This is a genomic window from uncultured Gemmiger sp. (assembly GCA_944388105.1).
GTDB lineage: Bacteria > Bacillota > Clostridia > Oscillospirales > Ruminococcaceae > Gemmiger.
Genome location: CALXHN010000034.1, coordinates 1 through 20,797, shown reverse-complemented (window position 1 = coordinate 20,797; position 20,797 = coordinate 1). Strand labels below are relative to the sequence as shown.

Sequence of the window (20,797 nt, the reverse complement as noted above, 5' to 3'; positions counted from 1 at the left end):
TCATGTCCTTTGCTCTGCCGATTTATCACTGGTTCCATAATGGCAATCCCTATTCCGGTGCCGAAGGCGGCATGCGCTTTCTGGTTATGCCGGGCAAAAAGCCGGATCCGGCCGATGAGAGCGGAAAAAAGAAGGTGGAATATCTGACCGCCACTGTCTGGCCCGGTCCCTGGAGCCTGGAGCATACAGCGGAAGAAAAGCAGTCTCAGGCGGAATTTGAAGGAAATCAGGAGGGGCTGGATGCGGCCGTTGCCTGGTTAAAGGAGCGCTATGCTGCAGAACCGGAGCGCTGGGCCAATATCCCTTCCATCCTGGACTGTGAGCCTGACCGGTAATGAAAAACCAAGACCTCTACCTTAATATAAATAGAACAGGCGGCAAGTAAAAACGAAAGACCGGACCTCCGTGGAGGCCCGGTCTTTTTTACAGGACTTTTATAGAAGTGAGGCAATCAAAAGCCGAAGTCGCGCCGGAAATCCTGCAGCATTTGTTGCATGTGTACGGTCTCTGCCCGATCATCTACAGAACCAAAGGCCCGACTGCCTGACGATGCACCCGGCCCGGAGGAGCCGCTTTCACCAAATTGCGCAGTGGTCTCATTGGCGGGGTCATTCCAGTTGTCCCATCCGGCGGGATTGATTTCACTGCTCAACTGACAATCCAGCCAGAAGACCCGGGCGTAAGCGCGCCAGGGCCGCCCCAGATATACACTGCCTTTCGGACAGGTACCCTGCACGGTGCAGCCGGCAAAAAGATAGCCTGGGCTGCCTTTCGGTGTGCTGGCAGCGGTGATGTAGCTGATGCCGCTCTTGTGTTTCAGCGGCAAGATGCGGCAGCCATCAAAAACAGCATTGGCCCCGCCGAAAATGAAATCGATATTGCCGCTGATCTCGCAGTTCCGATAATACTGTTTGGTGTCCAGACGGGGCGCGTGCTCCCTTGGTCCCCGAAACCCATTTTTTTCCCGCTCGGTCAGCGGAAGAGGTGCGGTGAACAGGGTGTCCTGGTTCCCGTGCAATGCCACGTCCACCATGCAGACCCTGGCGGCATCGGCGTACACGGCCAGCGCCTGTCCGGCATATGCTCCATCTCCGGCGGTGTTCTCCACCGTCAGGTGTTCCATGCGCGCGCTTTGGCCTCCCAAAAAGAGGGTCCAGCTGCGGAAGGTTCCGGTCTTGGCTTCTCCGGGCCAGGGATCCCGACCGCCCACGCCGGCGGTGATCACGGTTTTATCCGTGCCGGCGCCGGTGATGATGTAGTCCGCCAGTTCAAGGAAGGGACGTTCATGATAAACACCCGGCTCCAGCACGAATTGTACCGGAATCGCCGGATCCTGCGCTGCAGCCGCTGCGGAAAGGGTGGTGTAATCGCCGCTGCCATTCTGCGCTACCGTTACGATTTTTCTTGTGATACGTTCCATTTTCTTTACCCTTCAAAATACTGCCGCATGAAGGCAATATCACTGGCGGCGCGTGCCGGTACAGCTTCCTCCCGCAGGACAGGCAGCGTCTGAGGCAGAGTACGCAGCATACGAAAGGCACTGGCAAAATCAATGACGGAATCTTCCAGACTGGCGGATTGATGGGCCCCATCCGGACCAAAAACCTCTCCCTTGAAATGAACGGCTGCGATGCGGTCTCCCAGAAGCGAACCGACCCGGTCCCACAGCTGCGCCTGATTCTGTACGGCATCGGCGGTCAGCAGATTGCCGGCGTCAAAGATGACTTTCAGGGCGGGACTGGCCATGGTGTCCAGGATCCGCCGGGTGGCTTCAGGGGTGTTCATGCTGTGATAGCTGACCGGCTCAATTGCCACATTTACGCCCAACCGTTCCGCCTCCGGCAGGATCATTTCCAGACTCTTGCACAACAGGTACTGTGCCCGTTCCCGGGTCGTGCCGGCTGGTTGCAAAGCCATGTTGGTGGTCTCGGTGCCGATACAGCCTGCGCCGAGCATCTTGCACACGGCCAGCTGGCTTTTGAAGTCGGCTGCGTTGCTCAGACGGCGTTCCTCATCATCGATGGCCAGCTCCACATAAGTACCAAGTACGGCCACCCACACATTGTGCCTGCGTCCGGCAGCCACCGTATCGGCCACCAGCTGCGGTGTAATATCATCATAACTTTTTACGCCGGGAATGCATTTCTTATAGGCCAGCTGTACAGCGGCAAAACTGTCGGCAGACACACGGCCGAACAGTTCGTCCGGCGTTCCCCGGCCGTAGTCGTGCAGGCGCGCGCCCAGAATAAAATCTGCCATGAATCAGGACCTCCCTATTATGGCTCGGATACCATTTTACCGGCCTCTTTTTTTGCTGCCAGCACTTCAGTGTAAGCCAGCAGCAGGGGACCGACGCCCTTGGCGTCATTTTCCACCACGGGCTCGCTGAAATAGTATTCCAGGCTCCCGTCCCGATGGGAGGCCCCGCCCAGACCGGCTACCAGACAGATGCCGGAAAGCTGCAGTTTGCCGTCGGCGCTTACCCCCAGATATTTGTCGCAGGTGCCATAGAAGGCTTTCTTTCCGTAAGCGGCAAACCGTTTGGGCAGATATCCCAGCCGGACGCCCTTGAGCATGGCGTAGGCAAACAGAGCCGTACCGGAGGTCTCCAGATAGTTGCCCGGAATACCAGGCTTGTCAATGACCTGCCAGAACATTCCGGTATCCGGATCCTGAAAGCGGACCATGGCTTCGGCGGCGTCTTTCAGCATGGCCATGATGCTGCGATATTCATAGTACAGCTGCTCGTCCATCCGTTCCAGAACATCCACCATGGCGACCAGGAACCAGCCCATGGCCCGCAGCCAGAAGTTGGGGCTGCATCCGGTTTCCGGGTTGGCCCAGTACATTTGACGGCTCTCATCGTACCCATGATAGTACAGACCGGTTTCCGGGTCCCGCATGAGCTTTTTTACATTCATGAACTGGCGATAACTGTCCAGACAGCCTTTCATACCGTTGAACCGGGTTTCGTATTCCATGTAAAACGGCTGAGCCATGTACAGGCCGTCCAGCCACACCTGCCAGGGATAGATCTTTTTGTGCCAGAAATTTCCCTCCTTGGTGCGGGGGTGGGTCTCCAGCTGGCTGCGGATGGTTTCGATGGCGTCCCGGTACCGCTGCTTGCCGGTCAGATCATACAGGGTGAACAGATTCTTGCCCTGGTTGATGTTGTCCAGATTGTATTCGTCTGCACGATACGTCTCGATCACACCGCCGCTCTTGACAAAGTAATCCAGAAAATGCCGGGAAAAGGTCAGGAATTTCTCATCCCCGGTGGTTTTGTACAGACTCAGGCAGGCGGTGATCATGCATCCATCAATGTAATTCCATTTGTTGGGCTTGCCGCTGCGCACCATCTCAATGTTCCACAGGGGAGCGGCTGCGGTGCTGCCCTCAATCAGGTAGTCAACATATTTTCCAAGGGTGTCCAGGATTTCCGCATGGGTCATGGTTGCTTCCTCCTTGTGTTCAGTCTTCGGTGAATTCTCCTACGTGCAGGAATTGCAGACGCTCTCCCTCATAGCCGGAGATCTGCACGTTATGCAGATGTATATGCCGTACATTTTCTGCCCAGATGGCCAGCTTGCTGCAAGGTTCCGCGTTGCACATCATGGCTGCCTGACCGCGGCCTGCATTGGGAGCAAAGCGGATGCTCACGTTGCGCATCTCCACGCTCTCAATGGGCTGTTCGGGCAGACCGCTGAACCAGCAGCCGGCATATTCCGCATCGGTGGCCACCACGTTTTCCAGCAGAAAATGGCCCAGGCGTGGTGTCATATCATCCACAGGCAGGGGGTCATGACTCTGCACATAGTCGGTCTTGCCGTCGGGATCGCAGAAGTAGAACATGTTGATGACAAAGGGGGTCAGCACACCGCGCATCTCGATGTTTTTGAATACCAGCCCGTCGATGACGGCATTCTTGCCCCGGCCCCGGCGGGTCTTGAGGCGGAACCCGCGGTCGGTGCGGTTCATCAGGCATTGTACGACATGGACGTTGCGAACACCGCCGCTCATCTCACTGCCGATAACCAGTCCGCCATGTCCGCGGTCCAGCAGACAGTTGCGGATGACGATATTCTCGCAGGGGATGCCCAGCCGCATACCCATAAAGACCTTTCCGCTTTTCAGGGCGATGCAGTCGTCTCCGACATGCACATTGTTGCCGATGATGTTGACGTTTTTGCAGGCTTCCGGATCGATGCCGTCGGTGTTGGGGCTGTCCGCTCGATTCAGAATGTCGATGTCCAGAATATCCAGGTCCTGGGAATAGGTGGGGTGAATGGTCCAGGAATAGCTGTTGCGTACCTTTACGCCATGCAGGACCACATTCTTTGCGTGGCTGGTGAAGAACAGCCGCGGCCGCCAGGCTCCCCGGCGGACGCGGACGTTTTTGTACCAGTCTCCGGACTGGGCGTTGGCATCAATGGTCCCCTCGCCGGTGATGACCACATCCTCCGCATGGATCACATTGATGAGTCCCGCAAAGCAATCCAGGGGATTGCCCTCCCAGGTGCCGAGATAGCACTCGCTCACCTCGTCACAGCAGGGAAGGACCCCCGGAAGGATCGGGTATTGGCTCCGGTCGGTGCCGCCCAGCAGGGTGCAGCCCTTTTCCAGGTACAGCGTGATCTGGCTGCGCAGGAACAGGCTTTGGGTGCGATAGGTGCCGGCCGGCACATAGACGGTGCCCCCCGGAGGGCAGGTGGCAATGGCTGCCTGCAATTTGGCGGTGTCGTCGGTCACGCCGTCTCCGGCCAGACCGTAGCGGGAAGCATCCACAAAGAAACTCTCCGCCTGGGTCTGAAAGGAGAGTTCTCCCTGTCCGGTGCCGTCCTGCACACAAACAGTGTAGTCGTGCCCGGGCTCCAGCCCATACACGGAAAAAACATTCGTTTTGCATTCCTGCAGAACGGACGAACCGTTCAAAAGGACGGTAAACGGCGTGGAGGAGTAGTAGCAACTTTCGTTGCACAGTTCAAACACGGCGCTGCGTGTCATGGCGCGAAGAAGCTTGATTTGCATGGGGGACCTCCCGATTGAAAAATGATTTGCAAATTAGCAAAATTTGTGCTATGGTTTAGAAAACGACAAAAAAGAACCGCAGTTCGTCAGCGGGCACAAGGAGAGAAGTGATTTTGGTGCGTGAATATACCTATTCTCCCCATGTGGACTTTTTCATTGAGTATGTGGGGTATGAGACCAACTATGAAATGTCCACTTTCCACACCCATCACAAGTATGAGATTTACTATGAAGTAGAGGGCACCCGCCGCTATTTCATCGAAGATGCTGCTTACATTGTGAACGCCGGCAGTGTGATCATGATCGGCGAAAATCAGATCCACAAAACCGGGTCGGTGGGGGATGGCCCTTCCAGCCGCATCGTCTGCAACTTCAGTGCGGAGTATCTGCAGGAAGTGGTGGATGCCTTTCCGGAACTGGACTTTTTCACCTTTCTGGGGCAGGAGGAAAACCACCTGCTCAGCAATATTACGGTGAAGCAGCAGAACTATGTGTACTCGGTCCTGCAGCAGCTTATCGCCATTCAGGGGGAAGAGCCGGAAAGCCATGCCGCACGGAAAATGCTCCTGGCCACCCTGCTCCTCCAACTGCAAAAAATGTGCGAAACACAGAAAGAGCTGGGCGGGGACAATGGTCGTGTGACCAACCGTATCGTGGACCAGATCCAGAGCTACATTGCCGAACATTACGCCGAAAAGCTGACCCTGACCGGCATTGCCAGCCAGTTCTATATCAGCCCGTATTATCTCAGCCGCTTGTTCAAGAAGACCATCAACCTGAGTCTCATCGAATACATCAACGGTGTTCGCATCAAGGCAGCCCAGAGTCTGATTGAAAAGACCAATGACAGCATTTCCACTGTGGCGGAAAAGGCCGGATTCATGACCAGTGCCCATTTCCGTCGGGTGTTCAAGGATGCCACCGGACTTTCGCCCCAGCAGTACCGCCAATATTTCAAGCGGGTGAACAAGGGCAACTGAAAGAAGATAAGAACCCACAAACCGCCGCGCCATACAGCGCGGCGCTTTTTTATTGTAAGAGCCAATAAGGCGCGTTGTTTTCAAAATCAACTGCCCCGTACCCCTTTGTTTCAAGCGGTACGGGGCAGCTTGCATCCTGATCGGATAACTACCGGGTTTTCAAAAAGTGTTTAACCCTTGACGCTGCCGGCCGCGATGCCGTCAATGAAGGCATCCTGTGCGCAGAAGAAGACGACCAGCTGCGGGATGATGGAAATGAGGGACAAAGCCAGGATCCGGTTCCAGTTGAAACCGGCGTCGCCGTCCATGGACAGCTTGACGAAGATGGACATGGGATACTTGGTGGGAGTGGTTACATAAAGCAGAGGGCCCATAAAGTCGTTGCAGCTCCACATGAACTGGAACAGGCCGCAGGCCACCAGGGAGGGGGAGAGCATGGGGCAGATAATTTTGTACAGGATCTTCACGGGACCACAGCCGTCAATGGAAGCGGCTTCGTCCAGATCGTGAGGAATGCTGCGCATGAACTGCACCAGCTGATACACGAAGTAGGTCTCGGTGGCAAACAGAGTGGGAACCCACAGGGGCAGATACAGCGGGCTGTTGATCCATCCGAAGGTGTTGTACATCAGGTACTGCGGCACGTTCAGGACGACCTGAGGCAGGAACAGGGTGGAGATCATGATGCTGAACAGGATGTCCCGGCCCTTGAATTTGAAGCGGCTGAAACCGTAAGCGGCGATGACCGAAGAGATCACCGTAAAGATGACCTTGGGAATCACATAGCTGTAGGTGTTCAGGAAAGCACGCCAGATGTTGATGTCGCCGCCGTAGTTCTGGGTCACGGCAGCCACATAACCGTCCAGGGTGGGATTGGTGGGGATAAAGCCGATGCCGGTAAAGATCTCCGCATTGCTCTTGAAGGTGGCGCCGATCATCCACAGCAGGGGATAGATCATCACAAAGCCGACCACGATCAGGACAAAATACTGGAAGAATCTGGCAATCTTATGCCGGGTTTCAAGTTTCATGGGTGTCATTTTCGATTCCTCCTTCGTCCTTAGTCAGCGTAGTAGACCCAGTGCTTCTGGCTGCTGAAGGCGATGACGGTCAGCACCATAACGATCACGAACATGACCCAGGCCAGAGCACAGGCCATGCCCATCTCGTTCTCCTTGAAGGCGTAGTTGTACACCAGCAGGGCGACAAGGGTCGTGGAATTGCGGGGACCGCCGCCGGTGATGATGTACGGGCCGTTGAACTCCTGGAACGCCTGGGCAATCTGAGTGACCAGGTTATAGAAGATAACGGGGGTGATCATGGGGACGGTGATGGAGAAGAACTGGCGGGTCTTGGAGGCACCGTCGATGGTGGCAGCCTCATACAAATCCACCGAGACGCCCTTCAAGGCAGCCAGGAACAGCACCATGGCGGAACCGAACTGCCACACACGAAGCAGGCAGATGATGAACAGCGCCCAGGTACGGTCAGCCAGCCAGTCGGGACCCTGAATTCCGAAGAAGCCCAGCATGGTGTTGATGACGCCGGTGTCACGGAACAGGGCACGCCACAGCACGGCAATGGCCACGGAACCGCCCAGAATGGACGGAATGTAGTACACGGTGCGGAACAGGTTCACGAACTTGATCTTGAAGTTCAGGATGTATGCGATGAACAGCGCGAAAACCAGCTTCAGCGGCACGGTGATGAACGCATACTTGAAGGTGATCAGCAGAGCGGTGCGGGTCTCCTTCTCGGTGAAAATATCGATGTAGTTCATGATTCCGTATTCACGGATGCCCTTGAAGAAGTTCATGTCCGTGAAGCTGTAATACAGGGAGCTGGCGAACGGATAGAACTTAAAAATAAGGAAACCCAGAATCCAGGGAATCAGGAAGAACAAGCCGGTGTTTTGGTCACACCATTTTTTGAACGGCGAACGTCTGACGGGTGCAGATGCGGTGCTCATTCAAGTGCCTCCTTTGCGAAAGATGTTTGCGGGGCGGGGCCCGATGTCCTTGGCGGCATGCAGGCCGCCGTGTTCATGATTTGTTCAGAAGTGAATACCAGTAAGAGCGCCGGCCCCCGTTCGGTTGGTATCAAATCGTGGGGGCCGGCGCAGGCTGGCTTACAGATTCAGAAAGGAAGATCAGCCCTTGGCGGCATCTTCCAGAGCTTCGGTCACGCCGTCATACAGATCGGTAGCAGCTTCGGTGGAGTCGGTGTACTCGCCGTAGCTGTAACCGCCGAACACGTCGGTGTAAACACCGCCGGGGTTGGCCTTCAGATCGTTGCTCTCATAGGTGGGGTCGAGCTGGAAGTCGACGAACTGCATGACCTTGGTGTTGGCTTCCAGAACCAGTTCATCCACCGCACCAGCGGCTTCCGCAGCGGCCAGACCGGAAGCGGAGTTGGGAATGCCGCACTCGGAGCCCATGATGCCGGCGCCGTCGCCGTTCAGCAGGAAGTTGATCAGCTGCGCGGCAGCTTCCTTATCCTGGCAGGTCTCGGTGATGGCCAGACCCATGGAAACCTTGGAGAAACCGCCGTTGGCCTTGTCGCCAAACTTGATCTCGTTGCCGACGGTGAAGCCGGAAGGATCGGCCAGGGAGCCCTTGTACTTGGTGGCGGAAGAATCCCATTCAAAGATGCCGGCGTACATGCCGTTGATCCACTGCTCGCTCTTGTCGATGGAGTTGTTGCCGTCGATGCCGGCCGCGTTCATGGTCTGCAGGCTGGGAATGACGTGGTTGTCTTCCAGGCTCTGGATGAAATCAATGCCGGTGGCAATTTCTTCCACGGTGTACTGCAGGGTGTTGTCTTCCACCCAGGGCTTGCCGTAGGTGCTTTCCAGGTAGAAGGTCATCAGGAGCATGCGGTCGTATTCGCCCATGGCCAGGGGATAATAGTCGTCGCCCAGCTTGGTCTTGAAGGCTTCGCCTGCGGCGTACAGGTCATCCAGCGTAGAAGGAACTTCCTCAATGCCGGCTTCCTTGAAGGTGTTCATGTTCCAGTAGAAGATACGGCCGGTCATGGACACAGGCAGGGCCTGCAGCTTGCCGGCTACCGTGCAGGCATCCAGGGTGCTCTGCGGGAACTGGGACAGATCAATGATGTCGGAATACTCATTCAGGTCGACAAATTTGCTGCCATCGCCGCTGTACTGGCTCAGCCAGTTCCAGTTGACCTGCATGACATCTTCGGCGTTGCCGGAATACAGAGCGGCGGAAGTCTGATCTTCCCAGCCGGACCAGGCACCGTAGTGGGTGTCAACCTGGATGCCGGTTTCCTCGGTGAACGCAGCCAGAGCATTCTGGTACGCAGTGTGACGGCTGTCGCCGCCCCACCAGCTGATCGACAGGCTGCCGGCGCCGGAAGAGGTGGTGGAAGTTTCGCCAGTGGCGGCGTCGGTGCCGGTGCTGGCCGACGAAGAGTTGCCGGTGCTGCCGCAGCCCGCAAGCAGACCAACGCTCATCACGCCGGCCAGTGCAAGTGCAATCGCCTTTTTCATTGTTTTTTCCTCCTATAGCTATAAATCACATAACAGGTGCGGGAACCCCGCGGCCTGCCCAACGTCATTATGATAGCAAAACTTTTACAACAAAAAAATATCGGATTGTGTTCGTCCTCATAAAAAGCGCGCATTATTTGCCCTAGTTTTCGGAGAGCAATTGGTGCATATGTCAAAATATACTATCTTTGTTACTGCTGATTGTGCAAGATGGCAATTCACAAAAAGGAACAAAAATGAAGAACAAAGATGTAAAAAGATAAAATAAACAAAACAATTCAACAAAATACATCTATCATCGACATAGTGCGAAAACAAAATGGAAAAAATAGAAACATATATCAAAGCGCAAAAATGATTCGTATGGGCAAAACGGCGTGCAAAAAATGCGCACAGAAACAAAGATAGCCCCCGGCGCACACATTTTGCGCGTCGGGGGCCAGAAAACGACTGTGATTCTCCGCAAAAATGCTCTTTTTATTTGTGGGTGCGCTTCAGAAAAGCACGGTACTCCCGGTACCAGCATTGGGGACAAAGGCTTTCATATTCCACGTTGTCTACGGTATCAATGGCCACCTGTGCCCCTTCAAACACGAACTGTCCGTTTACTTTGCGTCCGTTGCACATGGCTTTGCGGCCGCAGGCACAGATGGTTTTCATCTCTTCGATGGAGTGGGCCAGTTCCAGCAGGCGCGTGGAGCCGGGAAAACCACGCAGCATGAAATCAGCGCGCAGCCCGTAGCAGATGACCGGGATGCCCAGGTCCACTGTCACCAGGAACAACTGCTCCGCCTGCTCCGGCGTGAAAAATTGGCTCTCATCGCACAGTACACAGGCCGGTTTTCCGTGAGCTTCGGCATCCGCACGCACCTCATCCAGAATGTTCATTTCTGGGGTGACAAGCTTGTCCACTTTACAGCTGACACCCAGACGGGAAACAATGTGGTCGCCGCCCTTTGTGTCGATGCTGGCTTTCAGAATCAGAACCCGCATACCGCGCTCTTTGTAATTGAAAGCCACCTGCAGCAAGGCGGTGGTTTTGCCGCTGTTCATGGCGCCGTAACGAAAATACAATTTTGCCATCTTACATTTCTCCGTTGGCGGTGCAGTCCGATCCGGGGACCAAACAAGGGGCGCGGTCAATTGGCCGCGCCCGTTCTACCGCGTGATTATGATTCAGGATTCGTCCCGGTTGCGCAACCGGTAGCCCAGGCTCATTAGGCTGTCGCCCAGATGTACATTTTCCACTGTGACATCGGGATATTCCACCGACATGTCATAATGGCTGAAGTTCCAGAATCCCTGGATTCCCAAGCGGACCAGTTCTCCCGAAAGTTCGGTGGCACTCTGACGCGGCACACACAGGACCGCCACCACCGGCTTGTTCTTGGCACAGAAAGATTCCAGCTCATCCAGTGCGTGGATGGGAACGCCGGCCATCTCCTTGCCGATCAGATCGGGGTTGATGTCGAACACCGCCAGAAGGCGATACCCGTTGGTATCACGGGAAATAAAACTGGAAACCGCAGTGCCCAGACGACCGGCACCGATCAGAATGGTGGGCAGGAGCTCGCCGTCCCCAAACAACAGTTTGCTGATCTCTGCCAGAAGTACATCCACCTTATACCCGATGCCCTGCTGTCCGAACCCTCCGAAACAGTTGAAATCCTGCCGTACCTGGCTGGCAGTCGTGCCCATCATGCGGGCCAGCTCACTGGAAGAGATCTTGTCCCGGCCCTCCGCTGCCAGATTGTTCAGATAACGGTAATATTTTGGCAACCGCTTGATCACCGGCAGGGAGGCTTTGTTTTGTGTGGCCAATGTCATACGCCCCCTCATTGTTGTGGCACCACACTGTGCCCTGTCTATTCTATGGAAAAAGTATAATGTATTTCCCTAAGATTGTCAAATTTTTATCTAACACTTACAAAACAAACCGCTGTGTATCGCAATAAAAAATATTTGCCCTCCGGTCTGGCTATACTGAAAATGGGCATCTGACCAAAGAAAGGGGAACTGCTTCATGAAAAAACAATCTGCGCAGTCGTCGGAGCCGGCGGAGCAGGCACGGCTGAAAAATGATCTCATTGCTGAATCCGGCCTGATCGAAACCACCCGGGGCCGTCACGCCATCCATTGCCTGACGGTCATTGGTACCATTGAGGGCCACACACTGGCACCTGATAACCAGAAAACCACCAAGTACGAGCATGTGATCCCGCTGCTGGTGGATATTCAGGAAGACCCTTCCATAGAGGGGCTTCTGGTCATCCTGAACACGGTGGGAGGGGATGTGGAGGCAGGGCTGGCGCTGGCGGAACTTATTGCCGGAGTCAGCAAACCCAGTGCCACGCTGGTCCTGGGGGGAGGCCATTCCATCGGAATTCCGCTGGCAGTTTCGGCGCGGCACAGCTTTATTGTGCCCACCGCCACCATGACGGTGCATCCGGTCCGGCATTCTGGCATGGTGCTGGGGGTCCCGCAGACCCTGCGCTACTTTGAGCAGATGCAGGAACGTATTGTGGGATTTGTGGCGGGGCACTCGGCCATTTCGGCCAAACGCTTTACCCAGCTCATGCACAACACCGGAGAACTGGTCATGGATATGGGCACAGTGCTCAACGGACAGCAGGCGGTGGAGGAGGGGCTGATCGACTCTCTGGGCGGGCTGGATGATGCCCTGCGCTACCTCTATAAGGAGATCGAATCCGGCCGCACACCAAAAGGCAGATACAGAAATCCCGAAACGTAAAATCTCTTGTGGGGGTTTTACAACCGCCCTGTTTCGTGCTAGAATAACCTATATGCTATAAGGGGCAGTTTGCCCCATTACATAGTCAACGGCATTCTGCGCTCCTGCGTGGTGCCGCCGGTCGGTTCCGGCCGGGTGAAGGCTGAAAATACATAGAGGAGTATGGTAAGATGGCAAGTTCAAGGTCAGGCAAATCGACCTATCGTTCGTCCTCGTCCTCGCGCTCGTCCGGCTCGTCCAAAAGCAAAAGCGGATCCCGCAGCAAAAGCAACAAGGGCCGCTCTTCCGCTGCGGCGCACAAGCAGCCGTCGCGTCGGGCCCAGCGTCGGGCCGAAACCCAGAACCTTGGCCGCAGCGTGCTGCTGGCGGGGCTGGGGCTGCTGGTTATCGCGCTGGTGCTGGTCCGCGGACAGGATTTCTGGCTTCTGATGCGCAATGCACTGTTTGGTGTGTTCGGTATCATGACCTATATTCTCGGTCCCTTTTTGCTGTATCTGGCATACCTGGTGGCATCCGGGTACCGTGTGGGCGTTTTTGTGGCCAAGATGGTCCTGATGGGCGTGGTCGGCGCCAGTGTTCCGGTGGTGTTTTCCAAGTTTGCAGTTCATGAATCCACAGCGTGGGATATTATCAAGATGCTGTATAACTGGGGCTATACCCGGTTCTGGTCCGGCGGCGTGCTGGGCAGTGCGGGGGCACTGCTGCTTTCGGTGCTCGGCCGTCCGGGTGCCAACATCGTTATGCTGCTGCTTTTTGCCATGGGTCTGATGGTCTTCTTTGCACTGACCCCGGCGGATGTGGTGCGCTTCATCAACCAGACCATGCAGAAGTACGAAGACACCCAGGCCGCCCGCCGCGCCGAGGCAACAGCCTACGATACACCGTTGTTCGGTCAAAGCCCGGAGGAAGAACCGCTGGAAAATCTGACCGGTACGCTGCCGCGGCAGCCGCAGCCGGCACAGCATCCGGCGTTTGATGTGGAGCCCTACCTGGAACAGGAGGAAAAAGCCCGCCAGAATGCTTCCGCACCGCAGGCGGCGCAGCAGCCTGCGGCCAAGACTCGTCCCGCCGCACCGCCGGTCTACCGGCCGGATTTTGATGTGGATCTGGGGCCGGATGCATCCACTCGCGCACTGGAAAATGCGGTCAATCATGATCCGCTGGAAAAGGTGGTTATCGGACCCGGCGGAACCTTCGGACTGGATCCGCTGGAACAGCTGGGACGCAAGAAAACCCCCGCTCCCGCCAAGACGCCGGCACCCGAGCCGGAGCCGGAAGAAGATTTTGAACTTCATCTGGATGCCCAGGAGGAAGAACCGGAGGTGGTGCAGGCCAGTGAGAGTGAGCTGGATGCCCTGATCAGTCGGGCTATGAGCAGTCCGGCACCCCGCACGGCGGTGCATCAGGATGTTTCTTCCGAAGTGCACCTGGATTTGCCGGAACCGGAAGAATCCTTTGCCACAACGCTGGATCTTTCTCAGCCGCCGGTCCAGGCGCAGCAGCCGGCAGTACCGCCGCAGCCCAAGACTGCGGTGATCCCCACTCTGGGCGGCAGTTTTGATGATGACAACGTGCTGGTTGATCCGGCTACGGCAGCATGGAATGCCGGCATTCCTGTGTCGGATTTGCTGACCCAGAAGCAGGAGCCTGTGCCCATGACTGCCCAGCAGGCAGCGGTGGCATCGGTGTCGCTGCCAGCCAACCAGCCTGCGCCTGTCGGGCGCCTGCGAGTCAGCACGGAGGTCGGCAATTCGGCGTCGGCTCCCATTTCCAGTCCGGTCCCCATTACACAGACCCCGGAAGCCAAAGCGCTGGATTTGCTGCAGAAGGAGCATCAGCCTTACTGCTATCCCTCCTTGAATCTTTTCAATGCCAACCGTCCGGAGGATGAGAGCGGTGCGGTGCGGGAAATGAAACGCAACGCCGATGTTCTGGTCAACACGCTGGACAGCTTTGGCGTCAAGACCAAAATCCTGGACATCTGCCGCGGACCTTCGGTCACCCGGTACGAACTGCAGCCTCAGGCCGGTATCAAGGTCAGCCGCATCACCAGTCTGGCCGATGATATTGCCCTGAACCTGGCTACCGCCGGAGTGCGTATCGAAGCTCCCATCCCCGGAAAACCGGCTGTGGGCATCGAGGTGCCCAACAAGATCCGCACCACCGTCAACATCCGCAGCGTCTTCGAGGCACAGAACTATATCAATATGCGCAGCCCTCTGACCATGGCCCTGGGCAAGGATATTGCCGGTCAGGCCCAGGTGGCGGACCTGTGCAAGATGCCCCATCTGCTTATCGCCGGTTCTACCGGCAGTGGTAAGTCGGTGTGCGTCAACTCCATCATCATCAGCTTTTTGTTCCGTTCCGGGCCGGAGGATGTCAAGTTGATCCTCATTGACCCCAAGGTGGTGGAACTGGCCGAGTACAACGGCATTCCCCATCTGCTCATGCCGGTGGTCACCGAACCCCGCAAGGCAGCGGGGGCACTGGGGGCCTCGGTGGCGGAGATGGAACGCCGTTACAAGCTCTTTGCTGAAAACAACGTCCGCGATATCAAGAGTTACAACAAGCTTGCCAAACAGCATCCCGAAATGGAGCATCTGCCCTATATCGCCATCATCATTGACGAGCTGGCCGACCTGATGATGGTGGCGGGTAAGGAAGTGGAAGATTATATCTGCCGCATTGCCCAGAAAGCCCGTGCTGCCGGTATCCACCTGATCGTGGCCACCCAGCGTCCCAGTGTGGACGTCATCACTGGCCTGATCAAGGCCAACATTCCCAGCCGCATCGCTTTTGCGGTTTCCAGCCAGATCGACTCCCGAACCATCCTGGACTCCGGCGGTGCGGAAAAACTGCTGGGCAACGGCGATATGCTTTTCCTGCCGGTGGGCGCGGCCAAGCCTGTCCGCGTGCAGGGCACCTATGTCACCGATGAGGAAATCAGCGCCGTGCTGAACTTCATCAAGTCCACCAGCTCCGAACAGTATGATGAAGAGATGATCGCTGAAATGGAACGCCGTGCCGTGGCCGAAAAGGGCGGCAAGGGAGCGGACTCCGACGACGGGGACAATACCCGTGATCCCATGTTCGAGCAGGCAGTGGAGTGCGTGATCGAAGCCGGGCAGGCCTCCACCAGTCTGCTGCAGCGCCGCTGCAAGCTGGGGTATGCCCGGGCGGCACGCATCATGGACCAGATGGAACAGGAGGGCGTCATCGGACCTTACGAGGGCGCCAAACCTCGTGCTGTCCTGGTGACCCAGGCCCAGTGGCAGGAGCGCAAACTCTCCGCCGGGTACGACAATGGCTAAGCGGGGCGGCGATGGCCGCACCCCGGAACTCTCCACCCGCGCCGTGATAATCGGCGTGCTTTGTGCTGTGGCACTGGCGGTGGGGTCCTGGGCCATTGATACATATGGCGGGCGAGGCATTTTGCCGGCCTGGTCCGAGCTTTATGAATTCTTCGGGATTGATTCCGATTCTTATGTTTCCCAAACTCCGCAGGAAGGGCAGGCCGTCGTGACCTTCTGGGATGTGGGGCAGGGGGATTCCGTGCTCATCGCCTCCGGCGGCAGTTACTGCCTCATTGATGCCGGCACCCAGCAAAGTGCAGATACCCTGGTGGACGATCTGTGGGCCACCGGTGTGCAGAAACTGGATCTGGTGGTCATGACCCATCCTCATGCGGATCATATCGGCGGCATGGAAGATGTGCTGGAAAACTTTGAGGTGGGGACGCTGCTTCTGCCAGATCTTTCGGTAGCAGATACCGAAAGCGGGCTTCTTGCCCGGGTGCTTCAGGCTGCCCAGGACACCGGCACTCCCTGCGTGCAGGCTGAACAGGGATGGCAGCAGATTATCGGGGAGGGAACTCTTACCGTACTGTATGCCGGACTCATCCCGGAAGACAGGGAAGATGAGAACCTCAATGACATCTCGCTGTGCGTGCGCTATGAACTGGGAAAGTTTTCTTTCCTGTGTACCGGCGATGCCGAGGCGGACGCAGAGGAGGAACTTGTCCTGACGGCAGCTTTTGACCTTCCCTCCACCGTGTTCAAAGCGGGCCATCACGGGTCCAATACCTCCAATACCCAGACGCTGCTGTCTGTTGTGAACCCGCAGCTGGCTGTGGTCAGTTGCGGATTGAACAATGATTACGGCCATCCCCATCAGGAAGTGCTGGACCGATTTGCCCAGAACGGCGTGGAGGTCTGGCGCACCGACGAGCAGGGGACCATTGCTGTGACAGGAAACGCCGATGGGAGCTGGCAGGTGACTGCCTCTTCCGGTGCGGAAACAGAAGAACCTCTGGCGCCCGCTGCATAAGTCCTTTCCCAATCATTCCGGCCCTGTCCGCACTGGTTTACGGGCGGGCCGTATTTTCGCCATACAGGCAAAGGAGAAACAAACCATGCTCATTTCACAGATGTTCAAGCGCAAACCCTGTGTTTTTTCCATTGAATGCTTTCCCCCGAAACAGAGTGTCCGTTTTGAAAGCATGAAGGACGCCCTGCGCACCATGGAGACCCTGCATCCCGATTTCATCAGTGTCACATATGGTGCGGGCGGGTCTACCGGCGGCGTCTCCACCGTAGAAGTGGCGCGCTTCCTGAAAAACGAACTGGGTGTGGAGCCTCTGGCCCATATTCTGTGCATGGGCAGTGACCGGGCCAAGGCCGCCGCTCTGTTGGAGGAACTGGACGAAGCCGGCGTGCGCAACGTGCTGACCCTGCGGGGCGATCGGACCCCCGCCCGCCCCGAAAGCCCGGACTTCCACCACGCCAGTGATCTGGCCGCCTTTGTGTGGCAGACCAAGCCGGAATTTGACATCCATGCGGCCTGCTACCCGGAAGGACATCCCGAGGCGCCCAGTCTGGCCGCCGACGTGGAGAATCTGCGTTATAAGCAAGAGGCAGGCGCATCCCATCTGCTGACCCAGCTTTTTTTTGATAACGGCAAATTCTACCGCTTCCTCAACCTGGCCCGTCGTGCCGGTGTTACGCTGCCTGTGTCGGCAGGGGTCATGCCCATCGTGCGCCGTTCCCAGATCGAGCGCACCGTGGCTTTGTCCAGTGCCAGTCTGCCTTCCGCCTTCACCCGGATGATTTCCCGCTGGCAGGATGATCCCGAATCCCTGCGCAAGGCTGGCATTGAGTATGCCGTCAACCAGATGCGGGACCTGATCGAAGGCGGCGCCGACGGTGTGCATCTGTACGCTATGAATGATCCCGAAGTGGCGGTGGCCGTGTACGAGGGCATCCGCGATCTGCTGTAAGAGGGCAGCGTAAAACAAGCCATGGAACTTGCCTATCACGCGGCGGACCGCCGCACCGTGCTGCGCTATCTGGGCGCCGCCGGCTGGACTCCCGATGAAGCCACGACCGGCCTGCTGGATGAAGCTGAAACACTTCTGCAGCGCGCTGCCACGCCCCGGGGCGTGTGGCGCACTCTGCCGCCCCGGGCACTGGACCTGCGGGATGCAGGTACCGATCTGGCCCGACATCTGCAGGGCTGCAGCGGCCTGGTGCTCATGGCCGTGACCATGGGCAGCGGGGCGGACGCCCTTATCCGCCACCTGGAACTTTCGGATATTGCTCTTGGAGCGGCGGTGGACGCCACCGCTTCTGCGGCTATGGATGGCCTGTGTGATGATGTGGAGGCAGAGGCCCGCCGCTGGGCCCGGAGCCAGGGCCTGTGGCTTACCGGGCGGTATTCGCCAGGGTACGGCGACTGCCCGCTGACCTTGCAGCATGATCTTTGTCTGGCACTGGACACGGTGCGGGGGCTGGGGCTGGCGGTCACGCCCCAGCATCTGCTCACTCCGCGCAAGAGCGTGACGGCCATTCTGGGAACCGCTGACCACCCGGTCACCGGCGCCCGGGCCGGATGCGGCCATTGCCTGCTGCGCGAAACCTGTGCTTATCGAAAGAGGGGAATGACCTGTGACGATTGAGGAAATTTTTGCCCGCCGCCGCTTTGTATTTCTGGATGGCGGTCTTGGCACCCAATTGCAGAAGCGGGGCCTGCAGCCCGGTCAGAAGCCGGAACTGGCGGCCTTTCTGATGCCCGATACCCTGGAGGAAATCCACCGGGAATACGCCGCCGCAGGGGCTGACATCCTGTATGCCAACACTTTCGGCGCCAATGAACAAAAGTTGGCAGGTACGGGCTATACCGCTGCCCAGACCATTGAAGCATCCATTGCCTGTGCCCGTCGGGCCGCCCAGCCTTACGGGGCTCTGGTGGCGTTGGACATCGGACCTTTGGGGGAACTTCTGGCCCCCACCGGCACCCTTTCTTTTGAGGATGCCTGCGCCCGCTTTGCGCAGATTGTGCAGGCGGGGGTGCAGGCCGGAGCGGACCTCATCGTCATTGAGACCATGACCGATCTGTATGAGCTGAAAGCCGCCGTTCTGGCCGCCAAAGAAAACAGCACCCTGCCGGTGCTGGCCTCCATGAGCTTTGAAAGCCGGGGCCGTACCTTTACCGGCTGCACGGTGGAAAGCTTCGGCATTACGGCGGCGGGCCTGGGCGTGGATGCCGTGGGCATCAACTGCTCTCTCGGTCCGGATGAAATCCTGCCCTTCGCCAAACGGCTGTGCCGGGTGGTGCCTGCGGGTATGCCGGTATTCGTCAAGCCCAATGCAGGCCTGCCCAACCCGGATGGCAGCTATGATTTGACCGCCGACGGCTTTGTGGAGCAGATGCTGCCCTATGCGGCGTCGGGCATTTCCATGGTGGGCGGCTGCTGTGGTACCACCCCCGAGTATATCCGGAAACTCCGCGCCGCCTTTGCGGAGCTGACCCCGGCTCAGAAGATCCCCGTGCGCCGCAGCCGTCTGTGCACCCCCGTGCGCTGCGTGGAGGTGGAAGGCATCACCGTGGTGGGCGAGCGCATCAACCCCACAGGCAAAAAGCGGCTGCAGCAGGCTTTGCGGGAAGGGGACAGCGGCTATGCCTGTGCCCAGGCTGTGGCCCAGGCGGAAGCCGGTGCCCAGGTGCTGGATGTGAATGCCGGCTTGCCCGGTATTGATGAGGCCGCCACCCTGGAAATGCTGGTGCGTGAACTGCAGGCTGTCACCGACCTGCCCCTGCAGCTGGATTCCAACGACCCTGCCGCCCTGGAACGGGCCCTGCGCATTTACAACGGCAAACCCATCGTCAACTCGGTCAACGGGGAGGAAAAGTCCCTGAAAGCCATATTGCCCCTGTGCAAAAAGTACGGTGCTGCTGTGGTAGGGCTGTGCCTGGATGAGAACGGCATCCCCAAGACGGCGGAAGGCCGGTTTGCAGTGGCCCAAAAGATCGTGGCGGCCACAGATGCCGTCGGGATCCCCCGGGAAGATGTATATATCGACTGCCTGACCCTCACCGTCTCCGCCGAGCAGGCCTCCGCTGCAGAGACCCTCAAGGCTATGGAACTGTGCAAGCGGGAACTGGGAGTGCGCACCGTACTGGGCGTGTCCAACATCAGTTTCGGTTTGCCCTGCCGTGGGTATATGAACACCACCTTCCTGACCCTGGCCATGCAGGCCGGACTGGATCTGGCCATCATGAACCCCAACACGCCGGAGATGATGGCTGCTGTGCGGGCCTTCCGGGTGCTCACCGTCCAGGATGCCCAGTGTGCCGATTATGTCCAGGCCTATGCCGGACAGCAGGCCCAGACTGTACAGACCGTGAAGGCGGCTCCCGCTGCCGCAACACCGGCAGCGTCTGAAACTTCCGGCAATGAGGACCCGCTAGCTGATGCCGTGCGCCGAGGACTCAAGAAGGAAGCCCGGACGGCGGCCGAGCAGGCCCTGCTGAGCCGGGAACCTCTGGACGTGGTAAATCTGTCCCTGATTCCGGCTTTGGACACGGTGGGGGACGGTTTTGAAAAAGGCACTTTATTCCTGCCTCAGCTGCTGCAGGCAGCTACTGCCGCTCAGGCAGCCTTTGATGTCATCAAGACGGCCATTGCCAACAGCGGACAGCAGAGCGTCAGCAAGGGCAAGATCGTGTTGGCTACCGTCAAGGGAGACATCCACGATATCGGTAAGAATATTGTGCGTGTGGTGCTGGAAAACTACGGTTACGAAGTCACCGACCTTGGCCGGGATGTGGACCCCATGCGGGTGGTCCAGGCCGTGCGGGAAACCGGTGCGCCGCTGGTGGGGCTTTCGGCGCTGATGACCACCACCGTGCCCAGCATGCAGACCACCATTGAGGAGCTGCACAAGGCAAACCTGCCCTGCAAGGTCATGGTAGGCGGCGCGGTGCTCACACCCTCCTTTGCCGAGCAGATCGGGGCAGACTTCTACGCCAGGGACGCCAAGGCCAGCGCCGACTATGCCAAACAGCTGTTTGAGGCGCTGTGATCTCCTGCCGGTGAAATGGGGCAGGAGAGCGGGAACCTCTTGCATTCGACGCACAAATCATGTATAATAATAAAAGCGGACAGGGCACTTTGCGCTGTTTTGCATACGGATGTGGGCCCCGTGCGCGGGGACCGCGTGAACCATGTCAGGCGGGGAACCGAGCAGC

Annotated in this window: 17 protein-coding genes; 8 read left to right on the top strand and 9 right to left on the bottom strand. The window is 57.7% G+C overall.

What is annotated here, in order from left to right:
* On the top strand, positions 1–335 hold a 335-nt coding region (locus Q0K17_RS05680; protein WP_294540850.1), incomplete at its 5' end, for a hypothetical protein.
* A gap of 116 nt (positions 336–451) precedes the next feature.
* On the opposite strand, the gene Q0K17_RS05675 is transcribed toward Q0K17_RS05680, so the two are convergent.
* The 4 genes from Q0K17_RS05675 to Q0K17_RS05660 are packed head-to-tail and all read right to left on the bottom strand — an operon-like array spanning position 452 to position 5,028.
* On the bottom strand, positions 452–1,420 hold the full coding sequence (locus Q0K17_RS05675; protein ID WP_294540848.1) for a pectinesterase family protein: 969 nt from the start codon (positions 1,418–1,420) through the stop codon (positions 452–454).
* A 5-nt stretch (positions 1,421–1,425) separates the two neighbouring features.
* Complete coding sequence (locus Q0K17_RS05670) at positions 1,426–2,259, bottom strand: sugar phosphate isomerase/epimerase family protein (RefSeq protein ID WP_294540846.1); 834 nt, start codon at positions 2,257–2,259, stop codon at positions 1,426–1,428.
* Positions 2,260–2,276: 17 nt separating this feature from the next.
* Positions 2,277–3,452 (bottom strand): glycoside hydrolase family 88 protein, encoded by a 1,176-nt coding sequence (locus tag Q0K17_RS05665; RefSeq protein ID WP_294540844.1) that lies wholly within the window; start codon positions 3,450–3,452, stop codon positions 2,277–2,279.
* Positions 3,453–3,471: 19 nt separating this feature from the next.
* A complete protein-coding gene (locus Q0K17_RS05660; protein WP_294540842.1) occupies positions 3,472–5,028 on the bottom strand; it encodes a glycoside hydrolase family 28 protein in 1,557 nt (518 codons plus the stop codon).
* Positions 5,029–5,144: 116 nt separating this feature from the next.
* Here Q0K17_RS05660 and Q0K17_RS05655 point away from each other — a divergent pair, with 116 nt between their 5' ends.
* The gene (locus tag Q0K17_RS05655; RefSeq protein WP_294540852.1) at positions 5,145–6,008 is read left to right on the top strand and encodes an AraC family transcriptional regulator; all 864 of its coding nucleotides are present in this window, start codon (positions 5,145–5,147) and stop codon (positions 6,006–6,008) included.
* A gap of 170 nt (positions 6,009–6,178) precedes the next feature.
* Here Q0K17_RS05655 and Q0K17_RS05650 read toward each other — a convergent pair whose 3' ends face one another.
* From Q0K17_RS05650 to Q0K17_RS05630, 5 genes are all read right to left on the bottom strand, one after another.
* Positions 6,179–7,039, bottom strand: a complete 861-nt coding sequence (locus Q0K17_RS05650; protein WP_294540840.1) for a carbohydrate ABC transporter permease — start codon at positions 7,037–7,039, stop codon at positions 6,179–6,181.
* A 29-nt stretch (positions 7,040–7,068) separates the two neighbouring features.
* A complete protein-coding gene (locus tag Q0K17_RS05645) occupies positions 7,069–7,977 on the bottom strand; it encodes a sugar ABC transporter permease (protein WP_294540839.1) in 909 nt (302 codons plus the stop codon).
* A gap of 180 nt (positions 7,978–8,157) precedes the next feature.
* Positions 8,158–9,519, bottom strand: coding sequence for an ABC transporter substrate-binding protein (locus Q0K17_RS05640; RefSeq protein WP_294540836.1), 1,362 nt, complete (start codon positions 9,517–9,519; stop codon positions 8,158–8,160).
* 477 nt (positions 9,520–9,996) lie between these two features.
* Positions 9,997–10,602 carry a thymidine kinase gene (locus Q0K17_RS05635; protein WP_294540835.1) on the bottom strand — a complete coding sequence of 202 codons (606 nt, stop codon included), beginning with the start codon at positions 10,600–10,602 and terminating at the stop codon, positions 9,997–9,999.
* A gap of 93 nt (positions 10,603–10,695) precedes the next feature.
* Positions 10,696–11,340: a redox-sensing transcriptional repressor Rex gene (locus Q0K17_RS05630; RefSeq protein ID WP_294540833.1), complete on the bottom strand. Its 645-nt coding sequence runs from the start codon at positions 11,338–11,340 to the stop codon at positions 10,696–10,698.
* A gap of 202 nt (positions 11,341–11,542) precedes the next feature.
* Between Q0K17_RS05630 and Q0K17_RS05625 the strand changes: the two genes are divergently transcribed.
* The 6 genes from Q0K17_RS05625 to Q0K17_RS05600 all read left to right on the top strand — a co-directional run bounded on the left by Q0K17_RS05625 (position 11,543) and on the right by Q0K17_RS05600 (position 20,631).
* Positions 11,543–12,271, top strand: a complete 729-nt coding sequence (locus Q0K17_RS05625) for an ATP-dependent Clp protease proteolytic subunit (RefSeq protein WP_294540831.1) — start codon at positions 11,543–11,545, stop codon at positions 12,269–12,271.
* Between the two features lie 170 nt (positions 12,272–12,441).
* Positions 12,442–15,582, top strand: a complete 3,141-nt coding sequence (locus tag Q0K17_RS05620) for a DNA translocase FtsK (protein ID WP_294540829.1) — start codon at positions 12,442–12,444, stop codon at positions 15,580–15,582.
* Positions 15,575–16,597, top strand: coding sequence for a ComEC/Rec2 family competence protein (locus Q0K17_RS05615; protein ID WP_294540827.1), 1,023 nt, complete (start codon positions 15,575–15,577; stop codon positions 16,595–16,597). The genes Q0K17_RS05620 and Q0K17_RS05615 overlap by 8 nt, the downstream gene beginning before the upstream one ends.
* 85 nt (positions 16,598–16,682) lie before the next feature.
* Positions 16,683–17,546, top strand: coding sequence for a methylenetetrahydrofolate reductase (locus Q0K17_RS05610; protein ID WP_294540825.1), 864 nt, complete (start codon positions 16,683–16,685; stop codon positions 17,544–17,546).
* A gap of 21 nt (positions 17,547–17,567) precedes the next feature.
* Positions 17,568–18,224: a methionine synthase gene (locus Q0K17_RS05605; RefSeq protein WP_294540823.1), complete on the top strand. Its 657-nt coding sequence runs from the start codon at positions 17,568–17,570 to the stop codon at positions 18,222–18,224.
* On the top strand, positions 18,214–20,631 hold the full coding sequence (locus Q0K17_RS05600) for a homocysteine S-methyltransferase family protein (RefSeq protein ID WP_294540821.1): 2,418 nt from the start codon (positions 18,214–18,216) through the stop codon (positions 20,629–20,631). The genes Q0K17_RS05605 and Q0K17_RS05600 overlap by 11 nt, the downstream gene beginning before the upstream one ends.
* The last annotated feature ends 166 nt before the right edge of the window (positions 20,632–20,797 follow it).